Annotated in this window: 20 protein-coding genes; 8 read left to right on the top strand and 12 right to left on the bottom strand. The window is 69.8% G+C overall.

Features of this window, described 5'->3' with window-relative positions; genetic code table 11:
• Window positions 1-76: 76 nt before the first annotated feature.
• Entirely contained in the window at window positions 77-1,636 is a 1,560-nt protein-coding gene (locus tag ACFY3V_RS05765; RefSeq protein WP_389770421.1) for an amino acid permease, read from the bottom strand.
• Window positions 1,637-1,654: 18 nt separating this feature from the next.
• Window positions 1,655-2,584 (bottom strand): phosphotransferase, encoded by a 930-nt coding sequence (locus ACFY3V_RS05760; RefSeq protein WP_362896572.1) that lies wholly within the window; start codon window positions 2,582-2,584, stop codon window positions 1,655-1,657.
• A gap of 75 nt (window positions 2,585-2,659) precedes the next feature.
• On the opposite strand from ACFY3V_RS05760, the gene ACFY3V_RS05755 reads away from it, so the two are divergent.
• The 3 genes from ACFY3V_RS05755 (at window position 2,660) to ACFY3V_RS05745 (ending at window position 8,848) form a co-directional block, all read left to right on the top strand.
• Window positions 2,660-5,278 carry an FAD-dependent oxidoreductase gene (locus tag ACFY3V_RS05755; RefSeq protein ID WP_389770417.1) on the top strand — a complete coding sequence of 873 codons (2,619 nt, stop codon included), beginning with the start codon at window positions 2,660-2,662 and terminating at the stop codon, window positions 5,276-5,278.
• A 149-nt stretch (window positions 5,279-5,427) separates the two neighbouring features.
• A complete protein-coding gene (locus ACFY3V_RS05750) occupies window positions 5,428-6,399 on the top strand; it encodes a hypothetical protein (protein ID WP_389770414.1) in 972 nt (323 codons plus the stop codon).
• 211 nt (window positions 6,400-6,610) lie between these two features.
• Window positions 6,611-8,848, top strand: coding sequence for a heavy metal translocating P-type ATPase (locus ACFY3V_RS05745; RefSeq protein ID WP_389771260.1), 2,238 nt, complete (start codon window positions 6,611-6,613; stop codon window positions 8,846-8,848).
• A gap of 57 nt (window positions 8,849-8,905) precedes the next feature.
• Here the strand turns inward: ACFY3V_RS05745 and ACFY3V_RS05740 are convergent, their stop codons facing one another.
• The 4 genes from ACFY3V_RS05740 to ACFY3V_RS05725 form a co-directional block, all read right to left on the bottom strand.
• Window positions 8,906-9,532, bottom strand: coding sequence for a hypothetical protein (locus tag ACFY3V_RS05740; RefSeq protein WP_389770411.1), 627 nt, complete (start codon window positions 9,530-9,532; stop codon window positions 8,906-8,908).
• A 51-nt stretch (window positions 9,533-9,583) separates the two neighbouring features.
• The gene (locus ACFY3V_RS05735) at window positions 9,584-10,267 is read right to left on the bottom strand and encodes a hypothetical protein (protein WP_350942902.1); all 684 of its coding nucleotides are present in this window, start codon (window positions 10,265-10,267) and stop codon (window positions 9,584-9,586) included.
• A 199-nt stretch (window positions 10,268-10,466) separates the two neighbouring features.
• Window positions 10,467-10,778, bottom strand: a complete 312-nt coding sequence (locus ACFY3V_RS05730; RefSeq protein WP_362896564.1) for an STAS domain-containing protein — start codon at window positions 10,776-10,778, stop codon at window positions 10,467-10,469.
• Between the two features lie 1,131 nt (window positions 10,779-11,909).
• Window positions 11,910-12,317: an HGxxPAAW family protein gene (locus ACFY3V_RS05725; RefSeq protein ID WP_389770407.1), complete on the bottom strand. Its 408-nt coding sequence runs from the start codon at window positions 12,315-12,317 to the stop codon at window positions 11,910-11,912.
• 129 nt (window positions 12,318-12,446) lie between these two features.
• On the opposite strand from ACFY3V_RS05725, the gene ACFY3V_RS05720 reads away from it, so the two are divergent.
• The gene (locus ACFY3V_RS05720; RefSeq protein ID WP_350942907.1) at window positions 12,447-12,929 is read left to right on the top strand and encodes a MarR family transcriptional regulator; all 483 of its coding nucleotides are present in this window, start codon (window positions 12,447-12,449) and stop codon (window positions 12,927-12,929) included.
• Between the two features lie 12 nt (window positions 12,930-12,941).
• Here ACFY3V_RS05720 and ACFY3V_RS05715 read toward each other — a convergent pair whose 3' ends face one another.
• Window positions 12,942-13,493 carry a TetR/AcrR family transcriptional regulator gene (locus ACFY3V_RS05715; protein WP_362896560.1) on the bottom strand — a complete coding sequence of 184 codons (552 nt, stop codon included), beginning with the start codon at window positions 13,491-13,493 and terminating at the stop codon, window positions 12,942-12,944.
• A gap of 222 nt (window positions 13,494-13,715) precedes the next feature.
• Entirely contained in the window at window positions 13,716-14,396 is a 681-nt protein-coding gene (locus ACFY3V_RS05710) for a DUF899 domain-containing protein (protein ID WP_389770402.1), read from the bottom strand.
• 96 nt (window positions 14,397-14,492) lie between these two features.
• Between ACFY3V_RS05710 and ACFY3V_RS05705 the strand changes: the two genes are divergently transcribed.
• Complete coding sequence (locus tag ACFY3V_RS05705; RefSeq protein WP_362896556.1) at window positions 14,493-14,993, top strand: helix-turn-helix domain-containing protein; 501 nt, start codon at window positions 14,493-14,495, stop codon at window positions 14,991-14,993.
• A 32-nt stretch (window positions 14,994-15,025) separates the two neighbouring features.
• On the opposite strand, the gene ACFY3V_RS05700 is transcribed toward ACFY3V_RS05705, so the two are convergent.
• The 3 genes from ACFY3V_RS05700 to ACFY3V_RS05690 all read right to left on the bottom strand — a co-directional run bounded on the left by ACFY3V_RS05700 (window position 15,026) and on the right by ACFY3V_RS05690 (window position 17,236).
• Window positions 15,026-15,310, bottom strand: a complete 285-nt coding sequence (locus ACFY3V_RS05700; RefSeq protein WP_350942913.1) for a YiaA/YiaB family inner membrane protein — start codon at window positions 15,308-15,310, stop codon at window positions 15,026-15,028.
• 211 nt (window positions 15,311-15,521) lie between these two features.
• Window positions 15,522-16,778: an RNA polymerase sigma factor gene (locus tag ACFY3V_RS05695; protein WP_362896554.1), complete on the bottom strand. Its 1,257-nt coding sequence runs from the start codon at window positions 16,776-16,778 to the stop codon at window positions 15,522-15,524.
• A gap of 83 nt (window positions 16,779-16,861) precedes the next feature.
• The gene (locus ACFY3V_RS05690) at window positions 16,862-17,236 is read right to left on the bottom strand and encodes a YciI family protein (protein WP_362896552.1); all 375 of its coding nucleotides are present in this window, start codon (window positions 17,234-17,236) and stop codon (window positions 16,862-16,864) included.
• Between the two features lie 325 nt (window positions 17,237-17,561).
• Here ACFY3V_RS05690 and ACFY3V_RS05685 point away from each other — a divergent pair, with 325 nt between their 5' ends.
• The 3 genes from ACFY3V_RS05685 to ACFY3V_RS05675 all read left to right on the top strand — a co-directional run bounded on the left by ACFY3V_RS05685 (window position 17,562) and on the right by ACFY3V_RS05675 (window position 20,296).
• Window positions 17,562-18,179, top strand: coding sequence for an MFS transporter (locus ACFY3V_RS05685; protein WP_350942917.1), 618 nt, complete (start codon window positions 17,562-17,564; stop codon window positions 18,177-18,179).
• 206 nt (window positions 18,180-18,385) lie between these two features.
• Window positions 18,386-19,042: a copper chaperone PCu(A)C gene (locus ACFY3V_RS05680; protein WP_389770396.1), complete on the top strand. Its 657-nt coding sequence runs from the start codon at window positions 18,386-18,388 to the stop codon at window positions 19,040-19,042.
• 21 nt (window positions 19,043-19,063) lie between these two features.
• The gene (locus ACFY3V_RS05675) at window positions 19,064-20,296 is read left to right on the top strand and encodes a Dyp-type peroxidase (protein WP_362896548.1); all 1,233 of its coding nucleotides are present in this window, start codon (window positions 19,064-19,066) and stop codon (window positions 20,294-20,296) included.
• A 152-nt stretch (window positions 20,297-20,448) separates the two neighbouring features.
• On the opposite strand, the gene ACFY3V_RS05670 is transcribed toward ACFY3V_RS05675, so the two are convergent.
• The gene (locus tag ACFY3V_RS05670; protein WP_350942920.1) at window positions 20,449-20,898 is read right to left on the bottom strand and encodes a protein-tyrosine phosphatase family protein; all 450 of its coding nucleotides are present in this window, start codon (window positions 20,896-20,898) and stop codon (window positions 20,449-20,451) included.
• Window positions 20,899-20,919: the final 21 nt, after the last annotated feature.

The raw sequence follows: 20,919 nt of genomic DNA, 5'->3' as shown, positions 1-20,919 counted from the left end.
CGGCGCGGCCTCGCGGCGCGGGGCTCGTTTCCCGGTCTTCTCAGGGAACGGTCGGCGGGGAGGTCCCGCGGGGCGGTCAGCCGGTCGGTTCCCCGCCCGCCGTGCCGGCCGGGTCGAACGCCTCGTTCATGTCGATCGTGCGGCGCGGGCCGGTGAACCAGTGCCTCGCCGACAGCACCCACCACAGGCCCACGGCCAGCACCATCACGCCGACCACGATCGGCGCGTAGTTGACCGCGGTCCAGGTGAAGTCGTCGCTGAACGGCACGGCGGCCGGGACGAGCGGCATGATGAAGTAGATCGAGACGATGACGATCTCGACGATCGCGATCCAGCACATGACCTTGTACTTCGACCCCAGCGTCCAGGGGCCGGGCTCGAACCGGTCACCCATCCGCAGCCGCAGCCAGATCGGGATCGCGAAGGCGATGTAGAGGCCGATGACCGCCACCGACACGACCGCGTAGAAGGCGAGCGGCAGACCGCCGGGGGCCTCGTACAACGCGGGCAGGGTGAGGACGAGCGCGGCCGCGCAGCCGAAGACGATCGCGTTGACGGGGGTCCGGTTGGCGTCCACCTTCGACCACAGGCGCCAGCCGGGGATGGCGCCGTCGCGGGAGAAGGCGTAGGTCATCCGGGACATCGAGGTCACGCAGCTCATCCCGCAGAAGAACTGGCCGATGGTGGAGATCGTGAAGATCGCGGTGGCCAGGTTGCCGGGGAGCGCGCTGTCGAAGATGGCGCCGACGAAGCCGCCCGCCTCGTTCACCGCGTCCACGTCGGTCGCCGCGAACAGGAAGGCGAGCAGCAGGATCCAGCCGCCGATCGCCGAGTAGAAGATCGACTGCCACAGCCCTCGGGCGGCGGCGGTGGAGGCGCCCTGGGTCTCCTCCGACACGTGGGCGCACGCGTCGAACCCGGTGATCGTGTACTGGGTGAGCAGGAAGCCGAGCGGCAGCACGTAGAACCAGTACGACGAGTCGGAGAAGCCGGAGTTGTTGATCGTCTCGGTGAAGACGAACGACATCGACTGGTGCGAGTCGGGGCCGAAGATCAGGATCAGTACGACGACCGCCGCGCCGAAGACGTGCCACCACACCGAGACGTTCTGCAGCGTCGAGATCAGCCGGTGACTAAAGATGTTGATCAGGCCGTGCAGGGTGAGGATGACCGCGAACAGGATGAACGCGTTGGTCAGGCTGGGGTCCCAGGCGGGGAAGAACCGGTTGAGGGTGATGTTCAGGAAGGTCGCGCAGCCGTAGTCGACCGAGGCCGTCACGGCGATCAGGCCGACGAGGTTGAACCACCCGGTGAACCAGCCGTGGATCGGCCTGCCCATCTTGGCGGCCCACCAGTAGATGCCACCGGCGGTCGGATAGGCCGAGACCAGTTCCGACATGCACAGCCCGATGATCAGGATGAAGATCGAGATCAGCGGCCACCCCCACGAGATGGCGATGGGTCCACCGTTGTTCCACGCCTGGCCGAACGTGGTGAAGCAGCCGGCCAGGATGGAGATGATCGAGAAGGAGATGGCGAAGTTGGAGAAGCCGCTCCAGGTCCTGGAGAGCTCCTGCTTGTAACCGAGTTCGGCGAGACGCTTCGCGTCCTCGTCGACCGACGTTGGCTTGGTCACTCAAGCCTCCTTGGGGGGTTATGCGGGGGGTGGAAATCCGGAGCTCGCGCCCCGGACGTCGTCGACGAGCCGTCCGAACCCCGGGTCGTCCAGGTCCCGCACGGCTTGCGAGAACTTGTCGGCGGCCTCGGCCTCGTAGTCGAAGTCGGCGTCGGCGGCCTGCTCCTTGAGCAGCCCGTGGTGTACGGAGAACCAGAGCGTCCAGGTCAGGTTGGACATGATCAGGTTGAGCCGGACCCTGGAGGTGAGCCGCCGGTCGTCGGTGCCGAAGTAGGCGCGGGCGAGCCGGGCGGTCAGGTCCGGGTCGTAGTCCGCCTCGGCGGCGATGTCGCCCAGTTCGAAGGCCGGGTCGTTGTTCCCCGAGAGCTGGTAGTCGACGATCCGCACCTCACCGCCGCAGCGGATGAAGTTCTCCGGCAGCAGGTCGTTGTGACACGGCACCGTGGGCAGCGGATCGGCGGCGAGCGCCCTTTCGATCTCCGCCGCCGCGGGAAGGCGGTCCCGGTAGCCGTCGGGTGTGCTCAGTTCGTGGGTACGGCAGAGGGCGAGAAACTCGTCGAGCTTGCGGAAGATGGAGAAGTCGTTGACGAACCGAGGTCCGGCGTGCAGCCGGCGACAGGCCGCGGCGATGGGGCCGGGAATCGTCCGTACGGCGTGGGCGTCCAGAGTGACGCCGTCGAGATACTCCAGCACCAGCGCGTCCGGCAGCCGGTGCAGCACCCTGGGGCCGACCCCGGCGTCCGCCGCGTGGACCGTGTTGGCGATCTCCTGGTCGAGAGGTATGCCCAGGCCGGCCTCCGACACCCGGGGATCCAGCACGCGCAGCAACCAGCGCTGCCCGTCGGCCGTGGTGAGCCGCGAGATCCGGTGGCTGAGGCCACCCTTGATCGGGGTCTCGGTTATGGGCTGACCAGCCCATTTTCGGACGTCCGCTCGAGGATCTGGCATGCCGCCCTCCTTTGGCCTACCTTCATACCATTGATCCGATTCTGTGGACTAGTTGTTACAGAGGGGTTCCCTGCCGTGAAACTTCCCGGATCCGCGCGAGCCGTCGTGATCGGCGGTGGAGTGGCCGGTTGCAGCGTGGCCTACCACCTCGCGAGGCTCGGCTGGAGCGAGGTGATCCTCGTCGAGCGGCACGAGCTCACCGAGGGCACCACCTGGCACTCGGCCGGTTTCGTGGGCCAGCTCCGCTCGACCGTCACGCAGACCAAGATGATCATGTACTCGGCCGGTCTCTACCCCGAACTGGCCGAGCTCACCGGGCTGGACCCGGGATGGCACGGGGTCGGCGGCCTCCGCCTGGCGACCACGCCCGAGCGGGTGGAGGAGTCGCTGCGGCTCGCCGGGGCCGGAGAGACCTACGGGCTCGGCCTGGAGATGATCTCCGGTGCCGAGGCGAAGGAGATGCTCCCGCTGCTGCGCGCCGACGACGTGCGGGCCGCGCTCTGGCTGCCGGGGGACGGCTGGCTGGACCCGGCGCTGCTGGCCAGGGCACTGGCGGCGGGGGCGCGGAAGCTGGGCGTGCGGATATACACCGGCACCCGGGTGACGGGAATCGACGTGAAGAACGGCACGGTCGCCGGGGTGCGGCTCGCGTCGGGGGCCGAGGGCTCCGGCGACGCCGAGGAGTGGTCGGTCCAGGCGGAGACCGTGGTCGTCGCGGCGGGCGCGGCGAGCGGGCGGGTCGGGCGGATGGCCGGGGTGGACATTCCGGTTGTGCCGATAAAACATCAATATGTAGTCACCGAACCATTCGGGGTTCCTTCGTCCATGCCTACGGTGCGGGATCCGGACAACATTGTCTATTTCCGGGAGGAGAATGCCGGCATTTTGGTAGGCGGATATATCAGGAACCCCGAGATATGGGACACGGCTGCTCCACTGGAGGAGCCTCGGGCTCTCTTTCCCCCCGATATGCCGAAATTTCAAGAATCGTGGGAATCGGCGGTGCGGAGGGTTCCCGACCTGGCCAATGCCGAGATCACAAAGGTCGTCCACGGCCCCGAGGCGTTCACCCCCGACGGGGAGTTCCTGCTCGGTGAGACCCCGGTCCGCGGGTTGTGGGCGGCGGCCGGATTCTGTGTGCACGGCCTGGCGGCCGCCGGCGGCGTGGGCAAGGTGATGGCCGAATGGATCGTGGATGGTTCGCCGGAGTACGACATGTTTGGTATGGATCTGAGGCGTTTCGGATCCCATGCCCGTTCCGCATCGTGGACCCGCGCCAAGGCCCTGGACTCGTACTCGAAGTACTACGACATCGTCTACCCCGGCGAGGAGCGTACCGCCGCCCGCCCGCTCCGCCGCTCTCCCGCCTGGGTGCGGCATGTGGAGCTGGGGGCGGCGTTCGGCGAGAAGTCCGGCTGGGAACGGGTCAACTGGTACGAACCCGGCGGGCGCCCGGCCGGGGCGAGTGAGACTCCTCCCGTGGACGCCCCGGTCACCCGGGATCCGGAACCGGGCGTCCGCGAGGTCTTCCCGGACGTTCGCGAGGCCCATGAGGTCGCTCCGGCCGGCCACGGTGTCTCCCCGGACGTCCGTGACGTCCCCCCGGACGGCCGTAGCCCTCGCCCGCACGGTTGGGCGGGCCGGATCTGGTCGCCCGCCGTACGCGAGGAGTGCCTGGCCACCCGCGACGCCGCGGGCCTGTTCGACCAGACCTCGTTCTCCAAGCTGGAGGTCTCGGGGCCCGGAGCCCTGGAGGGGTTGCAGCGGGCCTGCGCCGGGCAGATCGACAGGCCCCTGGGCTCGATCGTCTACACCCAGCTCCTCAACGGGCGCGGCGGCATCGAGGCCGACCTGACCGTCACCCGCCTGGCGGACGACCGTTTCCGTCTGGTCACCGGCACCGCCTTCGGCGTTCACGACGCCGCCTGGCTCCGGGGCCGGGGTCTCGACGTCCGAGACGTCACCTCGGCCCACGCCTGCTACTGCCTGTGGGGGCCGCGGGCGCTCGACATCCTCGGTTCCGTGTCCGGCGACGACCTCACCTTCGGCTACATGAAGGCGAGGGAGATCAGCGTGGGGAACGTCCCGGTGCTGGCCCAGCGGGTGACGTTCGTGGGCGAGTTCGGCTGGGAGCTGTACTGCCCGTCGGAGTACGGGCTGACGCTGTGGGACACGCTCATGGAGGCCGGAGCGCCGTACGGCATGCGTCCTGCCGGGTACCGCGCGATCGACTCGATGCGCCTGGAGAAGGGCTACCGCGTCTGGGGCATGGACATCACCCCGGAGACCACCCCCTACGAGGCCGGTCTGGGGTTCGCGGCCGCCCGCGACAAGGACTTCGTCGGTCGCGCGGCCCTGGAATCCGCCCGCCGCCCGGCCGGCGACCGATCGGCCGGCGCTCGTCCCGTGCGGCGTCTGTTCTGCCTGGTCCTGGACGACCCCCGCCAGGTCTGCCTCGGCGGGGAACCGGTCCGCGTCGGTGGGCTGCCCGCCTCGCGGGTGACGAGTGGCGGGTACGGCCACCGCGTCGACCGCTCGATCGCCTACGCCTACCTGCCCGAGGGCACCGCCCCCGGCGACCGGGTCGAGGTCGGCGTCACCGGGACCTGGGTGGGCGCCGCCGTCACCGCTGAACCTCTCTACGACCCGTCCTCGGAGCGTGTCCGGCGTCTGCCGTTCTCAGAATTCCGGTAAGTCTCTTCATCCTCCTGCGCATCGGTCATCCTGTGACCTGGAGGCCGGCGTCAGACATACCCCCCAGGGGTTGCTGAAAAGGGTGGTGGTGTGGCACTGTAGGCGAGCGAAAGGATACCCCCCACGGGTATTCGAGAGGGGTGATCGCGATGAACGGCGCGCTCAAGGTGGGTGCGTACGCGCTGGTGCTGACCATGGTGTTCGGCGGCGCCCTGGGGGCGGGCCGGATGGCCGGTCCGATCGGAGACGCGGAGGCCCAGAGCTCTCAGGGCGCCGGCGCGGAGCAGGGCGAGGGTGGGGGCGCGGATCATGGAGCCCACCAGGACACGACGGCCGCGAAGGCGCCGACCGTTCCCGCGGGGCTCCAGGTCTCCCAGGACGGATACATGCTCATGCCGGAGACCGACGAGGTCAAGGTGGACAAGCGGACCGACTTCCGCTTCACGGTGATCGGTCCCGACGGCTCTCCCGTCACCGGGTTCACCACGCAGCACGACAAGAAGCTGCACCTCATCGTGGTGCGCCGCGACCTGACGGGCTTCCAGCACCTGCATCCCACCCTGCTGGGAGGCGGGGTGTGGTCGGTCCCGCTCAAGCTTCCCGCCGCGGGGGAGTACCGCGCGTTCGCCGACTTCGCCCCCGAGGGGGCGGAGCCGCTGACGCTCGGCATGGATCTGTCGGTGGCGGGCGACTACCGGCCCGAGCCGCTCGCGGTCCCGGCCGAGACCGCCACCGTGGGTGACTATACCGTCACCCTGAAGGGCGATCTCATCCCCGGCCGGACGAGCATGCTCACGCTCTCGGTCGCCAAGGACGGCGAGCCGGTCACCGACCTGGAGCCCTACCTGGCCGCGTACGGGCACCTGGTCGCGCTGCGCGACGGCGACCTGGCCTATCTGCACGTGCACCCCGACGGCGAGCCCGGTGACGGGCGCACCACGCCCGGCCCGAACATCACCTTCTACGCCGAGGTGCCGAGCGCGGGGACCTACGGCCTCTACCTGGACTTCAAGCACGGCGGGACCGTGCGCACCGCCGCGTTCACCGCCGCCACCAGCCCGGACCCCGAGGGTGGCGGAGCCTCCTCGGGTGACGGCCACGGGCACAGCCACCAACCGTGAAATACCCCATAGGGGTTACGTGTTCTCATAACGAGGAGAGACATATGTCTGGGCACACCCATCACGTGCCGGGACGGTGGACGGGCCCGCTCCCGGAGGGCGCGCTCCCGGACGGTGAGGTTTCCGCCCCGGCGGGCCGTCCGGTGACGACCCCGGACCACGCACGACGACCGGGACACGAGGCAAGGGACGAGGAGAGGTCGTGATGTCCATGACCACCGGCGAAGCATCCGCCCGCGGCGAGATCGAGCTCGCCATCGGCGGCATGACCTGCGCCTCCTGCGCGGCCCGCATCGAGCGCAAGCTCAACAAGCTGGACGGCGTGACCGCGACCGTCAACTACGCCACCGAGAAGGCGAAGGTCACCTACCCCGTGGCCATCACCCCCGACGACCTCGTCGCGGAGGTGGAGAAGGCCGGATACACCGCCGAGCCGCCCGCGCCGCCGGCGTCGGGGGAGTCCGGGGAGACGGAAGGGGCGGCCGGTGAGGAGGGGGAGCGTGACGTGCTCACCCCGCTCAGGCAGCGCCTGATCACCTCCGTCGTGCTCTCGGTGCCGGTCATCGCGATGGCGATGATCCCGGTGCTTCAGTTCGACAACTGGCAGTGGCTCTCCCTCGCCCTGGCCGGTCCCGTCGTGGTCTACGGAGGGTGGCCCTTCCACCGGGCGGCCTGGACCAACCTGCGGCACGGCGCCGCGACCATGGACACGCTGGTCTCGATGGGGACGATCGCCGCCTTCTCCTGGTCCCTCTGGGCCCTGTTCTTCGGCACGGCGGGCATGCCGGGCATGCGACACGGCTTCGAGTTCACCCTGTCCAGGGGCGACGGCTCGGGAAACATCTACTTCGAGGCCGCCGCCGGGGTGACCACCTTCATCCTCGCGGGCCGCTACTTCGAGGCGCGTTCCAAGCGCCAAGCCGGTGCCGCGCTTCGCGCGCTGATGTCGATGGGCGCCAAGGAGGTCACGCTCGCCTCGGGGGAACTCGTTCCCGTCGGTGCGCTCAAGGCGGGCGACCTCTTCGTCGTACGGCCGGGGGAGAAGGTCGCGACGGACGGCGTGGTCGAGGAGGGCTCCTCGGCCGTGGACACGTCCATGCTGACCGGCGAGTCGGTCCCCGTCGAGGTACGGCCGGGTGACGCGGTGGTCGGCGCCACCGTGAACGCCGGGGGGCGGCTCGTGGTCAGGGCCACCAGGGTCGGCTCGGACACCCAGCTCGCCCAGATGGCCAGGCTGGTGGAGGACGCGCAGAACGGCAAGGCCGCCGTGCAGCGGCTGGCCGACCGGATCTCCGCGGTGTTCGTGCCGATCGTGATCGCGCTGTCCGTGGCCACCCTGGGCTTCTGGGTCGGGACCGGTTCGGGCGCCGCCGCGGCCTTCACCGCCGCCGTGGCGGTGCTGATCATCGCCTGCCCCTGCGCTCTGGGCCTCGCCACACCGACCGCGCTGATGGTCGGCACCGGCCGGGGCGCCCAGCTGGGAATCCTGATCAAGGGTCCGGAGGCGCTGGAGTCGACCCACGGCATCGACACCGTGGTCCTGGACAAGACCGGCACCGTGACGTCGGGCACGATGACCCTCAAGGACGTCTTCCCCGCCGCCGGTGAGGAGCGCGAGGAGGTGCTCCGGCTGGCCGGAGCCCTGGAGGGCGCCTCCGAGCACCCCGTGGCCCGCGCCGTCGCCCGCGCGGCGGACTCCACCGCCGAGGTCGAGGACTTCGCGAACATCGAGGGCCTCGGCGTCCAGGGCGTCGTCGACGGGCACGCCGTCCTCGTCGGGCGTCCCCAGCTGCTCGCCGACTGGTCGCAGCACCTGCCGCCGGAGCTGGAGGAGAAACTTGAGGGGGCGCGGGCGCGCGGGGAGACGGCCGTCGCGGTCGGCTGGGACGGGAAGGCCCGCGCGGTGCTCACCGTCGCCGACGCGATCAAGCCCAGCTCGGCCGAGGCGGTCGCCGCGTTGCGCGCGCTCGGCCTGCGTCCGATCCTGCTCACCGGAGACAACGAGACGGTGGCCCGTACGGTCGCCGAGGCCGTCGGCGTCGAGGACGTGATCGCCGACGTGCTGCCCGCCGACAAGGTGGAGGTCGTCAAGCGGCTTCAGTCCGAGGGCCGCACCGTGGCCATGATCGGCGACGGGGTGAACGACGCCGCCGCGCTCGCCCAGGCCGATCTCGGCATGGCGATGGGCACCGGCACCGACGTCGCGATCGAGGCATCCGACCTCACCCTGGTCAGGGGCGACCTGCGGGTGGCCGCCGACGCGATCAGACTGTCCCGCCGCACGCTGCGCACGATCAGGGGCAACCTGTTCTGGGCCTTCGCCTACAACGTCGCCGCCATCCCGCTGGCCGCGTTCGGTCTGCTCACCCCGATGATCGCCGGGGGTGCGATGGCGCTCTCCTCGGTGTTCGTGGTGAGCAACAGCCTGCGACTGCGCCGCTTCAGGTGAGATGAAGAGAATCACGAGCGTGTCCCGGCAGGCGGCCGGGACACGCTCGTGGGGCGATCAGGGAACGGGGCAGATCCGATGATCGGGGCCCGGTGCTCTCTCGCCGGGCCCGTCACCCTCCGAGAGCCGGAGGATCTCCCCGACCGTCGCCTCGTCCGCGGCGTAGATGTGCGGCACGTCGACGAAGACCCGCATCGATCCGCAGCCCACGGTGAGGCCGTCCGCGACCTCGCGCTGGATGCCGCGCAGCGGTACGTAGTTCAGATAGGACGTGTAGACGTTCTGCGACCGGAAGGCGGCGGTCATGACCAGCCGCCCGGCACGGAGCCTGAAGGCGAGGCTGGTCAGGCAGGGCACCGCGTCGGGAGACTCGCCGGGGGCGGTGAGCGAGATCCAGCCGCTCTTGGTGTACGGCTTGGTGCGCAGCACGTCGGTGATCCAGCCGAGCTGGTCGACGCCGAGAAACTGGCGGAGTCGCCCTCCGTAACTGTATTTGAACGGCGGGACGATCGAGCGTTCGCTGAACTTGCTGGAGTACAGCGGGATCTTTCCGGCCTCGCCGTAGCTTTTCAGGACGGGATCGTCCCAGGCCAGGCTGGTGACCTCGAAGAGCACCGCCGGAGCCTCGATGATCGGGCCGCGGTCGTCCAGGGCGGGCCCGCCGTTGTGTGTCACGTGTCGCATCAGCCAGATCCACGTCTCCCCACAAGACGCGAATCTGAGGAGGTCGGGCATTCAGGTCTCCACGTTGGGGAAATGGAAGGGATTGTGTGGGAGCCGGCGTTGCCGGGAAACATTGGCGCGGACGTAGTAGACGAAATAGTGGACCAGCGCGAGCAGTCCGATGACCACCAGGAGCAGGGCGACGGCCGGTGCGGCCCCGATCATCCCGAGCACGCCGACCGCGATGTAGGAACTGTTGACCAGGGCGAGCATCATCACGTTGATCCCCGGCCAGGCGAGCGGCGCGTACGTCTCCGGATAGCGGGGATCCACCGGCAGGTTGGGAGTCCAGCCGAGGGCGGCGAACTGGTCCTTGAGGTGGACCGTGTAGAGCAGGCGGAAGTTGTTGAGCGCCCGCGCGGTCCTCATGTGCGCGTTGACCGCCTCGATCAGCCGGAGGAAGGGCAGCACGCTGAGCAGCCCGAACGCGGCGGTCATCGCGAACAGGTACCAGGGCACGCTGTGCCAGGTGGTGAGCATCGCCGGGCTGACCACCTTCGCGCCGGCCAGGGCGACCGCGGCGGCGAACGGGGCGGCGAGCAGGCTCATGGACAGCCGGGTCATCTTGATCCGCTCGTCCTTGGCCGCCAGGTAGACCTGGTAGGTCCCGGTGAAGTCCACGGACACGAGGGCGAGGAATTCCCCGGGTTTGACGGGGAGCCCGTCCATGGTCTCGGGCAGTGCTTCCGCGGTCATCCGCGGTGACATCCTCCGCATCGGGACCCCACTTTCGAGGGATAGTGGATTTTCCCGTATGAAGATGTTGACTTATTTGTCAGGCGAATGAGCGCTTTTTAACGATATACGTCTCAGACTTCTGACGTCCGTGGAGGCCCCTCCCGGGGCGTGCCTTTTGTGGGGGTGGCTGCGGGGCGGCCCGGAGCCACCCCCAACGTCAGGATCCTTCCGCCGCCCCGAGTTCCTCTCCCGCGAGGGCCGTCTCCACGGAGGTGGCCAGCGTGAAGTGGGCGAGGAGCCCGGTGACGGCCATCATGTGACGCAGTGTCCGGCTCGCTCCGGCCAGCACCAGGCGGGTCCGCGTCTCCTGGCTCTTGCGCATGACCCACAGCAGCTCCGCGAGCCCAGTGGAGTCACAGAAGGTGAGCCCTTCCAGATCGAGGATGAGCCAGGGCTCGACCTCGGCTCCCGCCGCCGGGGACGTCTCAGGGGAGGGGGAGGCCGGTGGCGGGGAGAAAGGCGAGGTCATCGTGGGGGCCGATGACGGCCCGTCCGCCGGTGGCGTGTCCGGGGGGAGGGGAGAGGGCTCCTCGGGGAAGATCGGTGGCGGGCTTCCCGGGGCGGGGGGAGGCGGGCTCCCGGGGAAGAACGGTGAGGGAGGTTCGGGCGACAGCGGTGGAGGCGGGCCCGAGGGGTGCGGATCCTTCGGGGTGAGCGGGCCTTCCGAGAGGAGTGATGTCTCCGGGAGGAGAGGGGACTCCAAAAAGAGCGGTTTCTCCGGAAAGAAGGGGGTTTCCGGGAGGAGCGGTGTCTCGGGGAGGAAAGGCGAGCCCGAGAGGAGTGACGCCTCGGGGGGAAGCGGTGTCTCGGGGAGAAGTGGTGCCGGAGGCGCCGGCAACCCGGACGGTGCGTCGAGTGACGGGGGCGCCGCGAGTTCGGAGGGCGTGCCGAGTGACGGGGGCGCCGCGAGTTCGGAGGGCGTGCCGAGTGACGGGGGCGCCGCGAGTTCGGAAGGTGTGCCGGGTGCCGAGGGGGCCGGCAACCCCGGTGGTGTGTCGAGTAATGAGGGGGCCGCGAGGTCGGACGACGCGTCGGGGGTCTGGGACGCTGGAAGCTCCGATGGTGTGCCGGGTGCCGCAGGCGGTGTAAGCCTGGATGACAGGTTGCCGGTTCCCAGGCTCCAGGCCTGGGTGAGTTCCCTCCGCAAGATCGGCGCGTAGTCGTAGTCAAGCTCGCCGATCAGACGGACCACGATGGCGTTTCCGCGTACGTCGGCCGAGATCGAGAGCGTGTTCACACCTTCGGGTGACATGGAAAGACTCCTTAGACCCGCAGTTCACAGGGCGGGCGTTCCCTCCGTCTTACCAGGTATGCGACCGGGGCGGTCCCGGTCGGGGAATTACACTATAGTTGCACGCTTTCGTCCCATCTGGCGGATGTGGGATGAGTGCCCGACGCCCTGGCCGGTCGGGCCCTCGCTCGGACGGGCGCCTTTCCTCGCGAACTTGACCGGCCCGGATGCGGGTGAGCAGGGGAGGCTGGAAACCGGGTGAGCGGACCGGGGCAGGCTGGAAGAGGCCCTGAAGAGGCTTGAAAAACCGGCAGGCCGGTCCCTCGTTCGAGGGACCGGCCTGCCGGCTCGGACAGGGGGACGGCCCGATCAGAGGCCGAGGGGTGTGCCCGATGCGGTCTGGGCCATCGTCGCGGGCTGAGCCGGGCGGGCGGAGGCGTGAGGTTCCGTACGGGATCGTGCCGCTTCTCCGGGAACCTCCTCCACCTCGGGTGTCCTCGGTGCCGGGCGGCGGCGCATGCCGCGCTCCGACATCGGTCGCGGCCCGATCTCCTTGCCGAAGCCCAGCTGGTGGAGGAGCCATCCCAGCGCACCGCCCAGGATCACAACCCCCGCGCCGATCCAGAAGAAGAGGACGCCGCCGGCCGTCATCGCCACCCCGGAGATCGCGAATCCGATGATGCAGACGATCGAGCCGGTCCAGCCCGCCACAGTGTGTCCCATGTCGTGCTCTTCGTGGATCGCGGCCAATTCCGCGAGGTCTTTCCTGATCCCCACGTCTCCTCCATCGAAAAGCACCGTCCCCGGGGGTCGCGGCGGATCGCGGGGGCGGCGGGCGCTAGGTTGGGTCGGCTCGTATAATTTAACTCACGAGCTAAGCTTCTTAGATAGTAAGGGGATTTTGTGGTGGAAGGCAAATCCGAAGCCGTCGTCTCGCCGCCGGAGGTCCTCGCCCGGATGGACCAATTGATCGCGTTGAGCCTCGTGGGGCAGCACACGATCGCCGAGCGCCTCGGGGTCAACGTCACAGATCTGACGTGTCTCGGCTTCATCCTCGGTGCGGGAGAGGAGGCGCTCACCGCGGGACGCCTCGCCGAGCTGGCCGGCCTCACCACCGGGGCCGTCACCGGGGTGGTCAACCGTCTGGAGAGCGCGGGCTACGCCCGGCGCGTCGCCGACCCCCGTGACCGCCGCCGCGTCCGGATCGTCCCGGAAGAGAGCTCGGCCGCCCGTGTCGCGACGGCGTACGAGCCCACCTATCGGCGGCTCACCGAGCTTTTCGAGAGCTATGGCCCGGACGAACTGGCCGCCATCTCCGACTGGTTCACGCGTGCCGCCGACGCCATGAGGATCTCTCTGGCCGAGATTCGCGAATCCCCGGCGTCCTGAGGGGAGCGGGTCTCATCCGGCTGCCGACGGGGCGGCCCCGAGTGCCGCCAGCGCGGCGGCCACCGCCGGAGGGCCGAGTGTCGCGGCCGGCACGTCGGCGAACTCCACGGTGCAGTCCGAGAGTCCGCCGATGGCCACGACCGCGCGGGCGCGAGCGGCCAGGTCGGGGTCCGGGCCGAGCAGCAGGGCGATGAGCCGCCGACGCCAGTGGCCCATGCGAGACCCCAGATCGAGGTGGGCCAGGGTGGACAGATCGCGTACCACCATCACGGTCACCTCCCGGTGTCTGAAGGTGATGTCGAAGTAGCCCTGGAGAAGGTCGCGAGGGCTCTGCGGGGCGTTCGCCTCGATGTCGGCCAGGAAGTCGTCCACATCGTCGACCAGCGGCTGGACGATACTGCGGAGCAGGTCCTCCCGCGAGGTGAAGTGGTAGTAGAGCGCGGGTTTGGTGATCCCGAGCCGGTGGGCGATGTCCCGCAGGCTCGTCTGTTGCACGCCCTTCTCGGCGAACAGTTCTCGTGCGACCGCCTGGATGCGCGCCTTGGTGTCGGACGGCCTCGCCACCTGTTGTTCTCTCCTGTCCTCGCGCCGGGTCTCCCGTACGCGCGGGCGTCCTTGGGCTCGGGCCAAGGGTATCGGCACGGGGAGAGCGGCCGGTTCGACGACAGGTGGAGACTTGTGCGGGCCTCCGACGGGTCACCTTCCGCCAGGCCCGCTCCCGGCGATCAAGAACTACTCGCGCGGGCGACGGGCAGGGCGCGAGCGGGTGCGTCGATCGGGTGATGCTCAGACCTCGTACTCGTCGTGCAGGCGCCACCACGTGTAGGGCGAGGTCTGCGGCCGGCCTTTCGGGGAGTCCTCCCAGGTCTCCTGCCGGCCGAACGGTGTCAGGTCGAGGAAGGTCCAGCCGCTGCCGAGCCGCTCGACTCCCCGCCCCGTGGTGAGGTAGGTGCGGTAGACGGTGTCGCCGTCGCGCAGGAAGACGTTCAGCGCGAACCCGTCACCGGCTCCCATGTCGTCGTTGAAGTCGTTGCCCAGCGAGGAGAACCACGGGATCGTCCAGCCCATGCGCTCCTTGAACGGTGTGATCTCGGCCATCGGGCCACGGGAGACCAGCGCCACCGTGGTGTCGCGGGCGTGGAGGTGGCTCAGGTGCCCGATGTTGTCGGTGAACATCGAACACCCCGAACAGAAGGTGTCGGCCCCAAGCCACATGAAGCTGTAGACGATGAGCTGGCGCCGTCCCTCGAACAGGTCGAGCAGGCTCGCCTGCCCGTCCGGACCCTCGAACACGTACCCCCCGCCGGCCCCGCCCCCGCCGTTCTCGCCCCCGATCCGGACCATCGGCATCCTGCGTCTTTCGGCGGCGAGCGCGTCCTGCGCGCGGGTGAGCTCCTTCTCCTTCGCCAGCAGCGCTTCCCGCGCGGCCTGCCAATCCTGGGCCGAGACGACCTGAGGACGGTCCATGATGCTCCCCCTCCATTGGGTTCCCTCAAGGAACTAGCGAGGGAACGTTAGCAGGAGACCGTTTCTTCAGGGAACCCTCTCGCCTAGACTGCCCCCATGCAGCGAACCCGATTCGGTGATATGGCCTGCTCGATCGCCCGCACGCTGGACGTCATCGGTGAGCCGTGGTCACCGCTGATCCTGCGGAACGTCTACGTGGGCATCAACCGCTTCGACCAGATCCAGCAGAGCCTGGACATCTCCCGCAAGGTGCTCGCCGAGCGGCTCAGGTGGCTGGTCGAGAACGGTGTGCTGGAGCGGCGCGAGTATTCGAGCCGACCGCCTCGCCACGAGTACGCGCTCACGACCAAGGGCATGGAGCTGTGCGACCTGCTCCTGGTGATGGTGCGCTGGGGCGACCGGTGGACGGCGGGCGAGGCCGGCCCGCCGGTTCTCTACCGCCACCACGCCTGCGGTGAGATCGGCCACGTCGAACTGCGCTGCGCGGTGTGCGACCGGCCGATGAACGCCGCGGATGTCGACGTGCTCCCCGGTCCGGGAGCGGAGCCTCCGGCCACCTCCCCCGACCGGGTGCGCGCGGAACGGTACGGGCACTGAAACGTGCGAGGGCACCGCGAACGGCGTCGCCGTCAGTCGTTCTTGAAGGGGTCGTGCTCGGCCAGCAGCTTGTCCAGCCTGGCCTGGTCGACGCGGCTGACGACGGCGGCCTCCTCGTTCCGGTCCCGGACGCACTTGGCGAGCGTGAAGGTCGAGGTCACCACATAGAGCAGCCCGAGTCCCATGAAGGACCGGACCCAGGTGTTCACCGGCAGGTAGGCGATGCCGATCCCCAGGGCCGCCACCGACAGTCCGAAGGAGATGACGGCCTGCGCGTAGAAAGCGGACGTCGTCGTGTTTTTCACCGGTCGTGTCATGCACATCATCTTCGGGACGATCGGTTCCCGGGTCGTGAGCGCCGCTACTTAGTTACTGGTGAGTACGACAGCTGGAACTCTCGACAGGAGGACTCCGGTTCACGGTGCCGGGCATTTCCCGCAGCCCGCGCCCTCAGCCGCCCGCGAGGCCAAGCGGGCGCGGAATCGGTGGCCGGCGCTCGTCACATCGCGTGGGGTGCGGAATCTGCGGTCAGTGCTCGGCGGTCGCGCGGGCGAGGAAGAGGGTCCGTTCGCGCTCGTTTCCGGTGAGTGCGGCGGCCCGCTCGAACTCCGCGCGCGCCTCGTCGAGGCGGCCCAGCTTCGCGAGCAGGTCACCCCGTACCGCCGCCAGCAGCGGATAGTTCCTGAGCGCGCGCTCCGCCACCAGCCCGTCCACGATCTCCAGACCGCGTTCGGGGCCGTACGCCATGTCCACCGCGACCGCGCGGTTCAGCTCCACCACGGGCGAGGGGGCGACGTGGGCGAGCACCCGGTAGAGGGCGGCCATCCGCTCCCAGTCCGTGTCGCCGGCGGACAGCGCGCGGGCGTGGCAGGCGGCGATCGCGGCCTGCAGACCGTACGGGCCGAGTGTGCCGAGCGCCTCGGCTCGGGCGAGCGAGTCCAGCCCGCGGCGGATGAGCAGCCGGTCCCACCGGCCCCGGTCCTGGTCGAGGAGGAGGACCGGCTCGCCGCCGGGGCCCGTCCTGGCGCGCGTGCGGGACGCCTGGATCTCCATCAGGGCGACGAGGCCGTGCACCTCGGACTCCTCGGGCATGAGACCCGCCAGGATCCGGCCCAGGCGCAGCGCCTCCTCGCAGAGCGAAGGGCGCATCCAGTCGTCACCGGCGGTTGCCGAGTATCCCTCGTTGAAGACGAGGTAGACGACCTCCAGGACCGACGAGAGCCGGTCGCCCAGCTCGGCCGGGGTGGGCATCTCGATCCGTACCCGCCTGTCGGCGAGGACGCGCTTGGCCCGGAAGATCCTCTGCCCGACGGTCGGCTCGGGCACCAGGAAGGCGCGGGCGATCTCCTCCGTCGTCAGGCCGCCGAGCAGGCGGAGGGTGAGCGCCACTCGCCCTTCCGTGGACAGTACGGGATGGCAGGCCGTGAAGAGGAGACGCAGCACGTCGTCGCCGATGTGGTCGTCGAGGGCGTCGTCCAGCTCGGCCTCCGCCGACTCCTGTCGGATCTCCATGTCCCGGCCGACCTCTTCGAGCTTGCGCTCGTACCGGTTCCTGCGGCGCAGCAGGTCGATCGCCCGGTGCTTGGCGGTGAGCATGAGCCAGGCACCGGGATTGTCGGGCACACCGGCCGTGGGCCACTGCTCCAGCGCGATGACCAGGGCGTCCTGTGCGAGCTCCTCCGCCAGGCCGACATCGTGCACCATCCGGGCGAGTCCCGCGATCACCCTCGCGGATTCGATCCGCCAGACCGCCTCGATGACCCGGTGGGGATCTCCAACCGTCATGCCCCCGATCCAACCACCTCGTCCGACGCCCGGTGAGAGTCCTCTCGTGGAAACTCTCACCGGGGCGTCGGACGAGGACGGTCTCACGCGGGGGCGGCGAAGTCCTCGGGGCCGAAGACGCGGTGGATGTCGGCCTCGCCCTCCCAGCCCTCCCAGTGGTCGCGGTGGAGCTTCATGAAGCGGGAGGCCCACTCGACGGCCTCCTCCTTCGACCGGACCTGGTAGAGGGCGTAACTGATCAGTTCCTTCGCCTCGGCGAACGGACCGTCCGTGACGCTTATCCTGCCTTCGGTGAGCTCGACCCGCGCCCCCTCGACGCTCGGAGCCAGCCCGCCGTTGTCGAGCAACGCGCCCGCTCCGGTGGCCTCCTCGCCGAGCTTCATGATCGCCTCCATCAGCTCGGCGGGCGGCGGGGTGTCGGGCCGGTGGGTGACCTTGAGGGTGATCATGTATCGCATCGTGTCTCTCCTTGATCTTGTTTTCGAACGGTCCGGCCGAGGGCGGGCGAGGTCAGGCGACGACGCCGCAGACCAGGAGCGACCTGGTGACGCTCGTTCGCGGGTCGCGGGCCACGGTGTTCGCGGTTCCCGTCGTCTGTCTCGTCATCTGCCGGGTCATGGCACTCTCCTCACGCGTCCTGACCGGTTCTCGTGTTCCTCCGGCCTTCGACCACGCTTCGAACGAGCACGGACCGATTCGACACGGCGGCCGGATTTTCTTTCAAGATTTTTTCTGACCCCGGGCCGCCTGCGGATCTCGGACATGGCGAGGGGGGATCATCCGGTGGGTCTCGAACTTCGCACCGCCGGGGTGGCGTGGGATGATTTCCCCATCATGCCCGCGACGTTGCCCTTCCGCCTCGCCCGCGCGGCCGCCTTCGCCGCGGTCTGCCTGGGGCTGAGCGTGCTGGCGCACGTCCTGGCGGGAGGCTCGGTCTCCGTGCCGAGCGCGGCCGCCGCGCTGGCTCTCGCCTTCCTCGCGGCCTTCGCGGTCTCAGGGCGCGAACGGACACTCGCGGTGATCCTGCCGCTGCTGGCGGGCGTGCAGGCGGGGGTGCACGTGATGTTCTCCCTCGCGCACGCCGCGTCCCCCGCCGAGATGGCCCAGATGATCGGGCACGTCCACTCGGGGCTGCTGCCCGGCCTGGGCATGCTGGTGGCGCACGGCTGGGCCGTCGGGCTCACCGCTCTGTGGCTGGCGCGCGGCGAGGCGGTGCTCTGGGAGTTGCTGCGACGGCTCGGTGTCCGGCTGTGCCGGGTGCTCGTCGCGGTCGTGACCCCGGCGTACACGTCCTTCCTCACCGCGGGCGCGATCGAGCCGGGAGCCCTGCGCTCCGCCGTGCTGCGCCACGTCGTCAGCCGGCGCGGCCCACCCCGGATCGTCACCGCCACCTTCGGCTGACCGGCTGACCGCTCTGGGTCATCCGGGCACCTGACCCGTTCCCAACCGCCGTACGCACCGTACGCGCGGTCCTGCGCCGACGCGGCATTTCCGGCTGCTCGGCGGACCTGTACCAGCGTGACAATCCCGGCCGCGTGTCCGGCATGGCCCTATCGAGGCGGCGTTCGGCCGCGGCCTGCCGATCCGGCCAGAAGAAAGGCGTCAACGTGCCTGCTCGTCGTATCACCCGTGCCGGAATCACTGGATTCCCCCGTAACGGAGTTCGCCGGACCACCCCCGCGGGTCTCCTGGTCGCGGTCGCGATGGTCCTGGGCGGATGTGGTTCCCAGGGCGCCCAGGAACCGGCCGCCGCCCCCGGCACCGCCGCGCCCGCCGCCGCCCCCTCCGCGACCCCTTCCGCGGCCGCCTCCGTGCTGACGGTCACCGATCCGTGGGTGAAGACCACGAAGAAGGGGATGAGTGCCGCGTTCGGCACCCTGGTCAACAACACCGACGCCGAGGTGACGATCGTCTCCGGCGTCTCGCCGATCTCACCGGTGATCGAGTTGCACGAGGTCGTCGACTCCAAGGGAAAGATGATCATGCGTCCCAAGGAGGGCGGGATCGTGATCCCTCCGAAGGGCACCCACCAGCTCCAGCCCGGTGGTGACCACATCATGCTGATGGGCGTCACCGAAGCGGTGAGGCCCGGCGCGCAGATCCCCTTCACCCTCACCCTCAAGGACGGCCGGACCGTGGAGTTCACCGCGGTCGGCAAGGACTTCGCCGGAGGCAAGGAGGACTACCAGCCCGGCATGGACATGGGAGGAGACAAGGCCGACAAGGGCGACGGCGACATGCACATGGGCGAGAGCGACGGCTGAGCGGGAAACGGAGAAGAGCCCATGCCAGAACCCCGACTCAGCCGCAGGGGACTGCTCGCGGGAGGCGCCGCCACCGCGGTCGGCGCCCTCGCCGCGTGCGCCCCCGACCAGGCTGTCCCCCCGGTCGCCCCCCAGCCCGCCCCGGCGTCCGGAGGTCCCGAAAGCCCCGAAAGCTCAGCGGGTGCCGCGACGGAGCCCTTCGACGGCCTCCATCAGGCCGGGATCGCGACGGCGCCCCAGACGTACGGGGTGTTCGTCGGACTGGACCTACGGCCGGAGGTCGACCGTGAGGCGCTCGCACGGATGATGCGGCTGCTCACCGACGACGCCCGGCGGCTCACCCAGGGCAGGCCCGCCCTGGCCGACACCGAACCTGAGCTGGCCGTACTGCCCGCGCGGCTCACCGTGACCTTCGGGTTCGGCCCCGGCTTCCTCACGGCGGCCGGGCTGACCGGCCGCGCTCCGGAGGCGGCGGCACCGCTGCCCGCCTTCGCGATCGACAAGCTCAGGAAGGAGTGGAGCGGCGGGGACCTGCTGCTGCAGATCTGCGCCGACGACGCCCTCACCCTGGCCCACGCCCTGCGCATGGTCGTCAAGGACGCCCGTTCCTTCGCGAAGGTCCGCTGGATCCAGCGGGGTTTCCGGCGCGGCGCCTACACCCAGCCCGCCGGGCTGACCCAGCGCAACGTGATGGGCCAGCTGGACGGGACCGTCAACCCCGTACCCGGCACTGCCGAGTTCGACCGGGCGGTGTGGGTGAGCGACGGCCCGGAGTGGCTGCGCGGCGGCACCACGCTGGTGCTGCGGCGCATCCGGGCGGAGATGGAGACCTGGGACGCCGTCGACCGGGTCGGCAAGGAGTTCACCGTGGGCCGCCGCCTGGACAACGGCGCCCCGCTCACCGGGCGCGACGAGCACGACGAGGCCGACTTCGAGAAGCTCAACGCGATCGGCTTCCCCGTCATCTCCGAGCAGGCCCATATCCGCCGGGCCCATGTCGCCGACCCGAACCTGCGGATCTTCCGCAGGGTCTACAACTACGACGAAGGGCTCACCTCGCAAGGGCACGCCGACTCCGGGCTGCTGTTCGCCTCCTACCAGGCCGACGTCTCCCGGCAGTTCCTGCCGATCCAGCGCAGGCTGGCCGAGGCCGACCTGCTCAACGAGTGGACGACCCCGATCGGCTCGGCCGTCTTCGCCGTCCCGCCGGGCTGCTCACCGAACGGCTGGATCGGGGACGGTCTCCTCACCTGACAGGGGGCGCGGTACGTCCGTGACGGGCGAAGGGCGTCGCTCTCGGGGAGTCGCGGTACGTCCGTGACGAGCGGGTGTCCACGGCTCTCCGGGAGAGCCCTCCTTCGGCGAGCCGCCGTACGTCCTCGCGGGCGTACGGCGGCCTGGTGGGATCACGCTTCCGGCCGGGCGGAGAACCACGCCACCCACCGTCGTTGCCAGGGGGTTTCGACCGCGCGGCGGTGATAGTGCGCGCGAGTCCACTCGACGGCCTCCCGAGGGGGCAGGCCGGTGAGGGTCGCGAGGCAGGCCATGACGGTGCCGGTCCTGCCGACCCCGCCGTCGCAGGCGACCTCGACGGCGAGTCCCGATCGCGCCTGGTCGCGCAGGTGGACGATGGAGCGGGCGGCCGCGTGCCGGTCCACGGGCAGCAGGAAGTCCGGCCAGCGGATCCATTCGTGCGGCCATGACAGATCGCTCTGGTGGCGCTGCCGGAGGCGCGCGGAGCCGAGGTAGAGCGCGAAGTCGGGGGCCGGGCCGGTGGGGGCGGCGTTCCGCAGCCCTCGGCCGCGCACCCAGGTTCCGTCGGGGAGTTGGACCGCGCCGGTCAGTGGTGCCGTCATGAGGCGATTGTGGCTCACCGC

Origin of the sequence: Streptosporangium sp. NPDC000095, assembly GCF_042899335.1 — a bacterium.
GTDB lineage: Bacteria > Actinomycetota > Actinomycetes > Streptosporangiales > Streptosporangiaceae > Streptosporangium.
The sequence above is the reverse complement of the archived record's forward strand: the minus strand, read 5'-3'. Positions and strand labels throughout refer to the sequence as shown.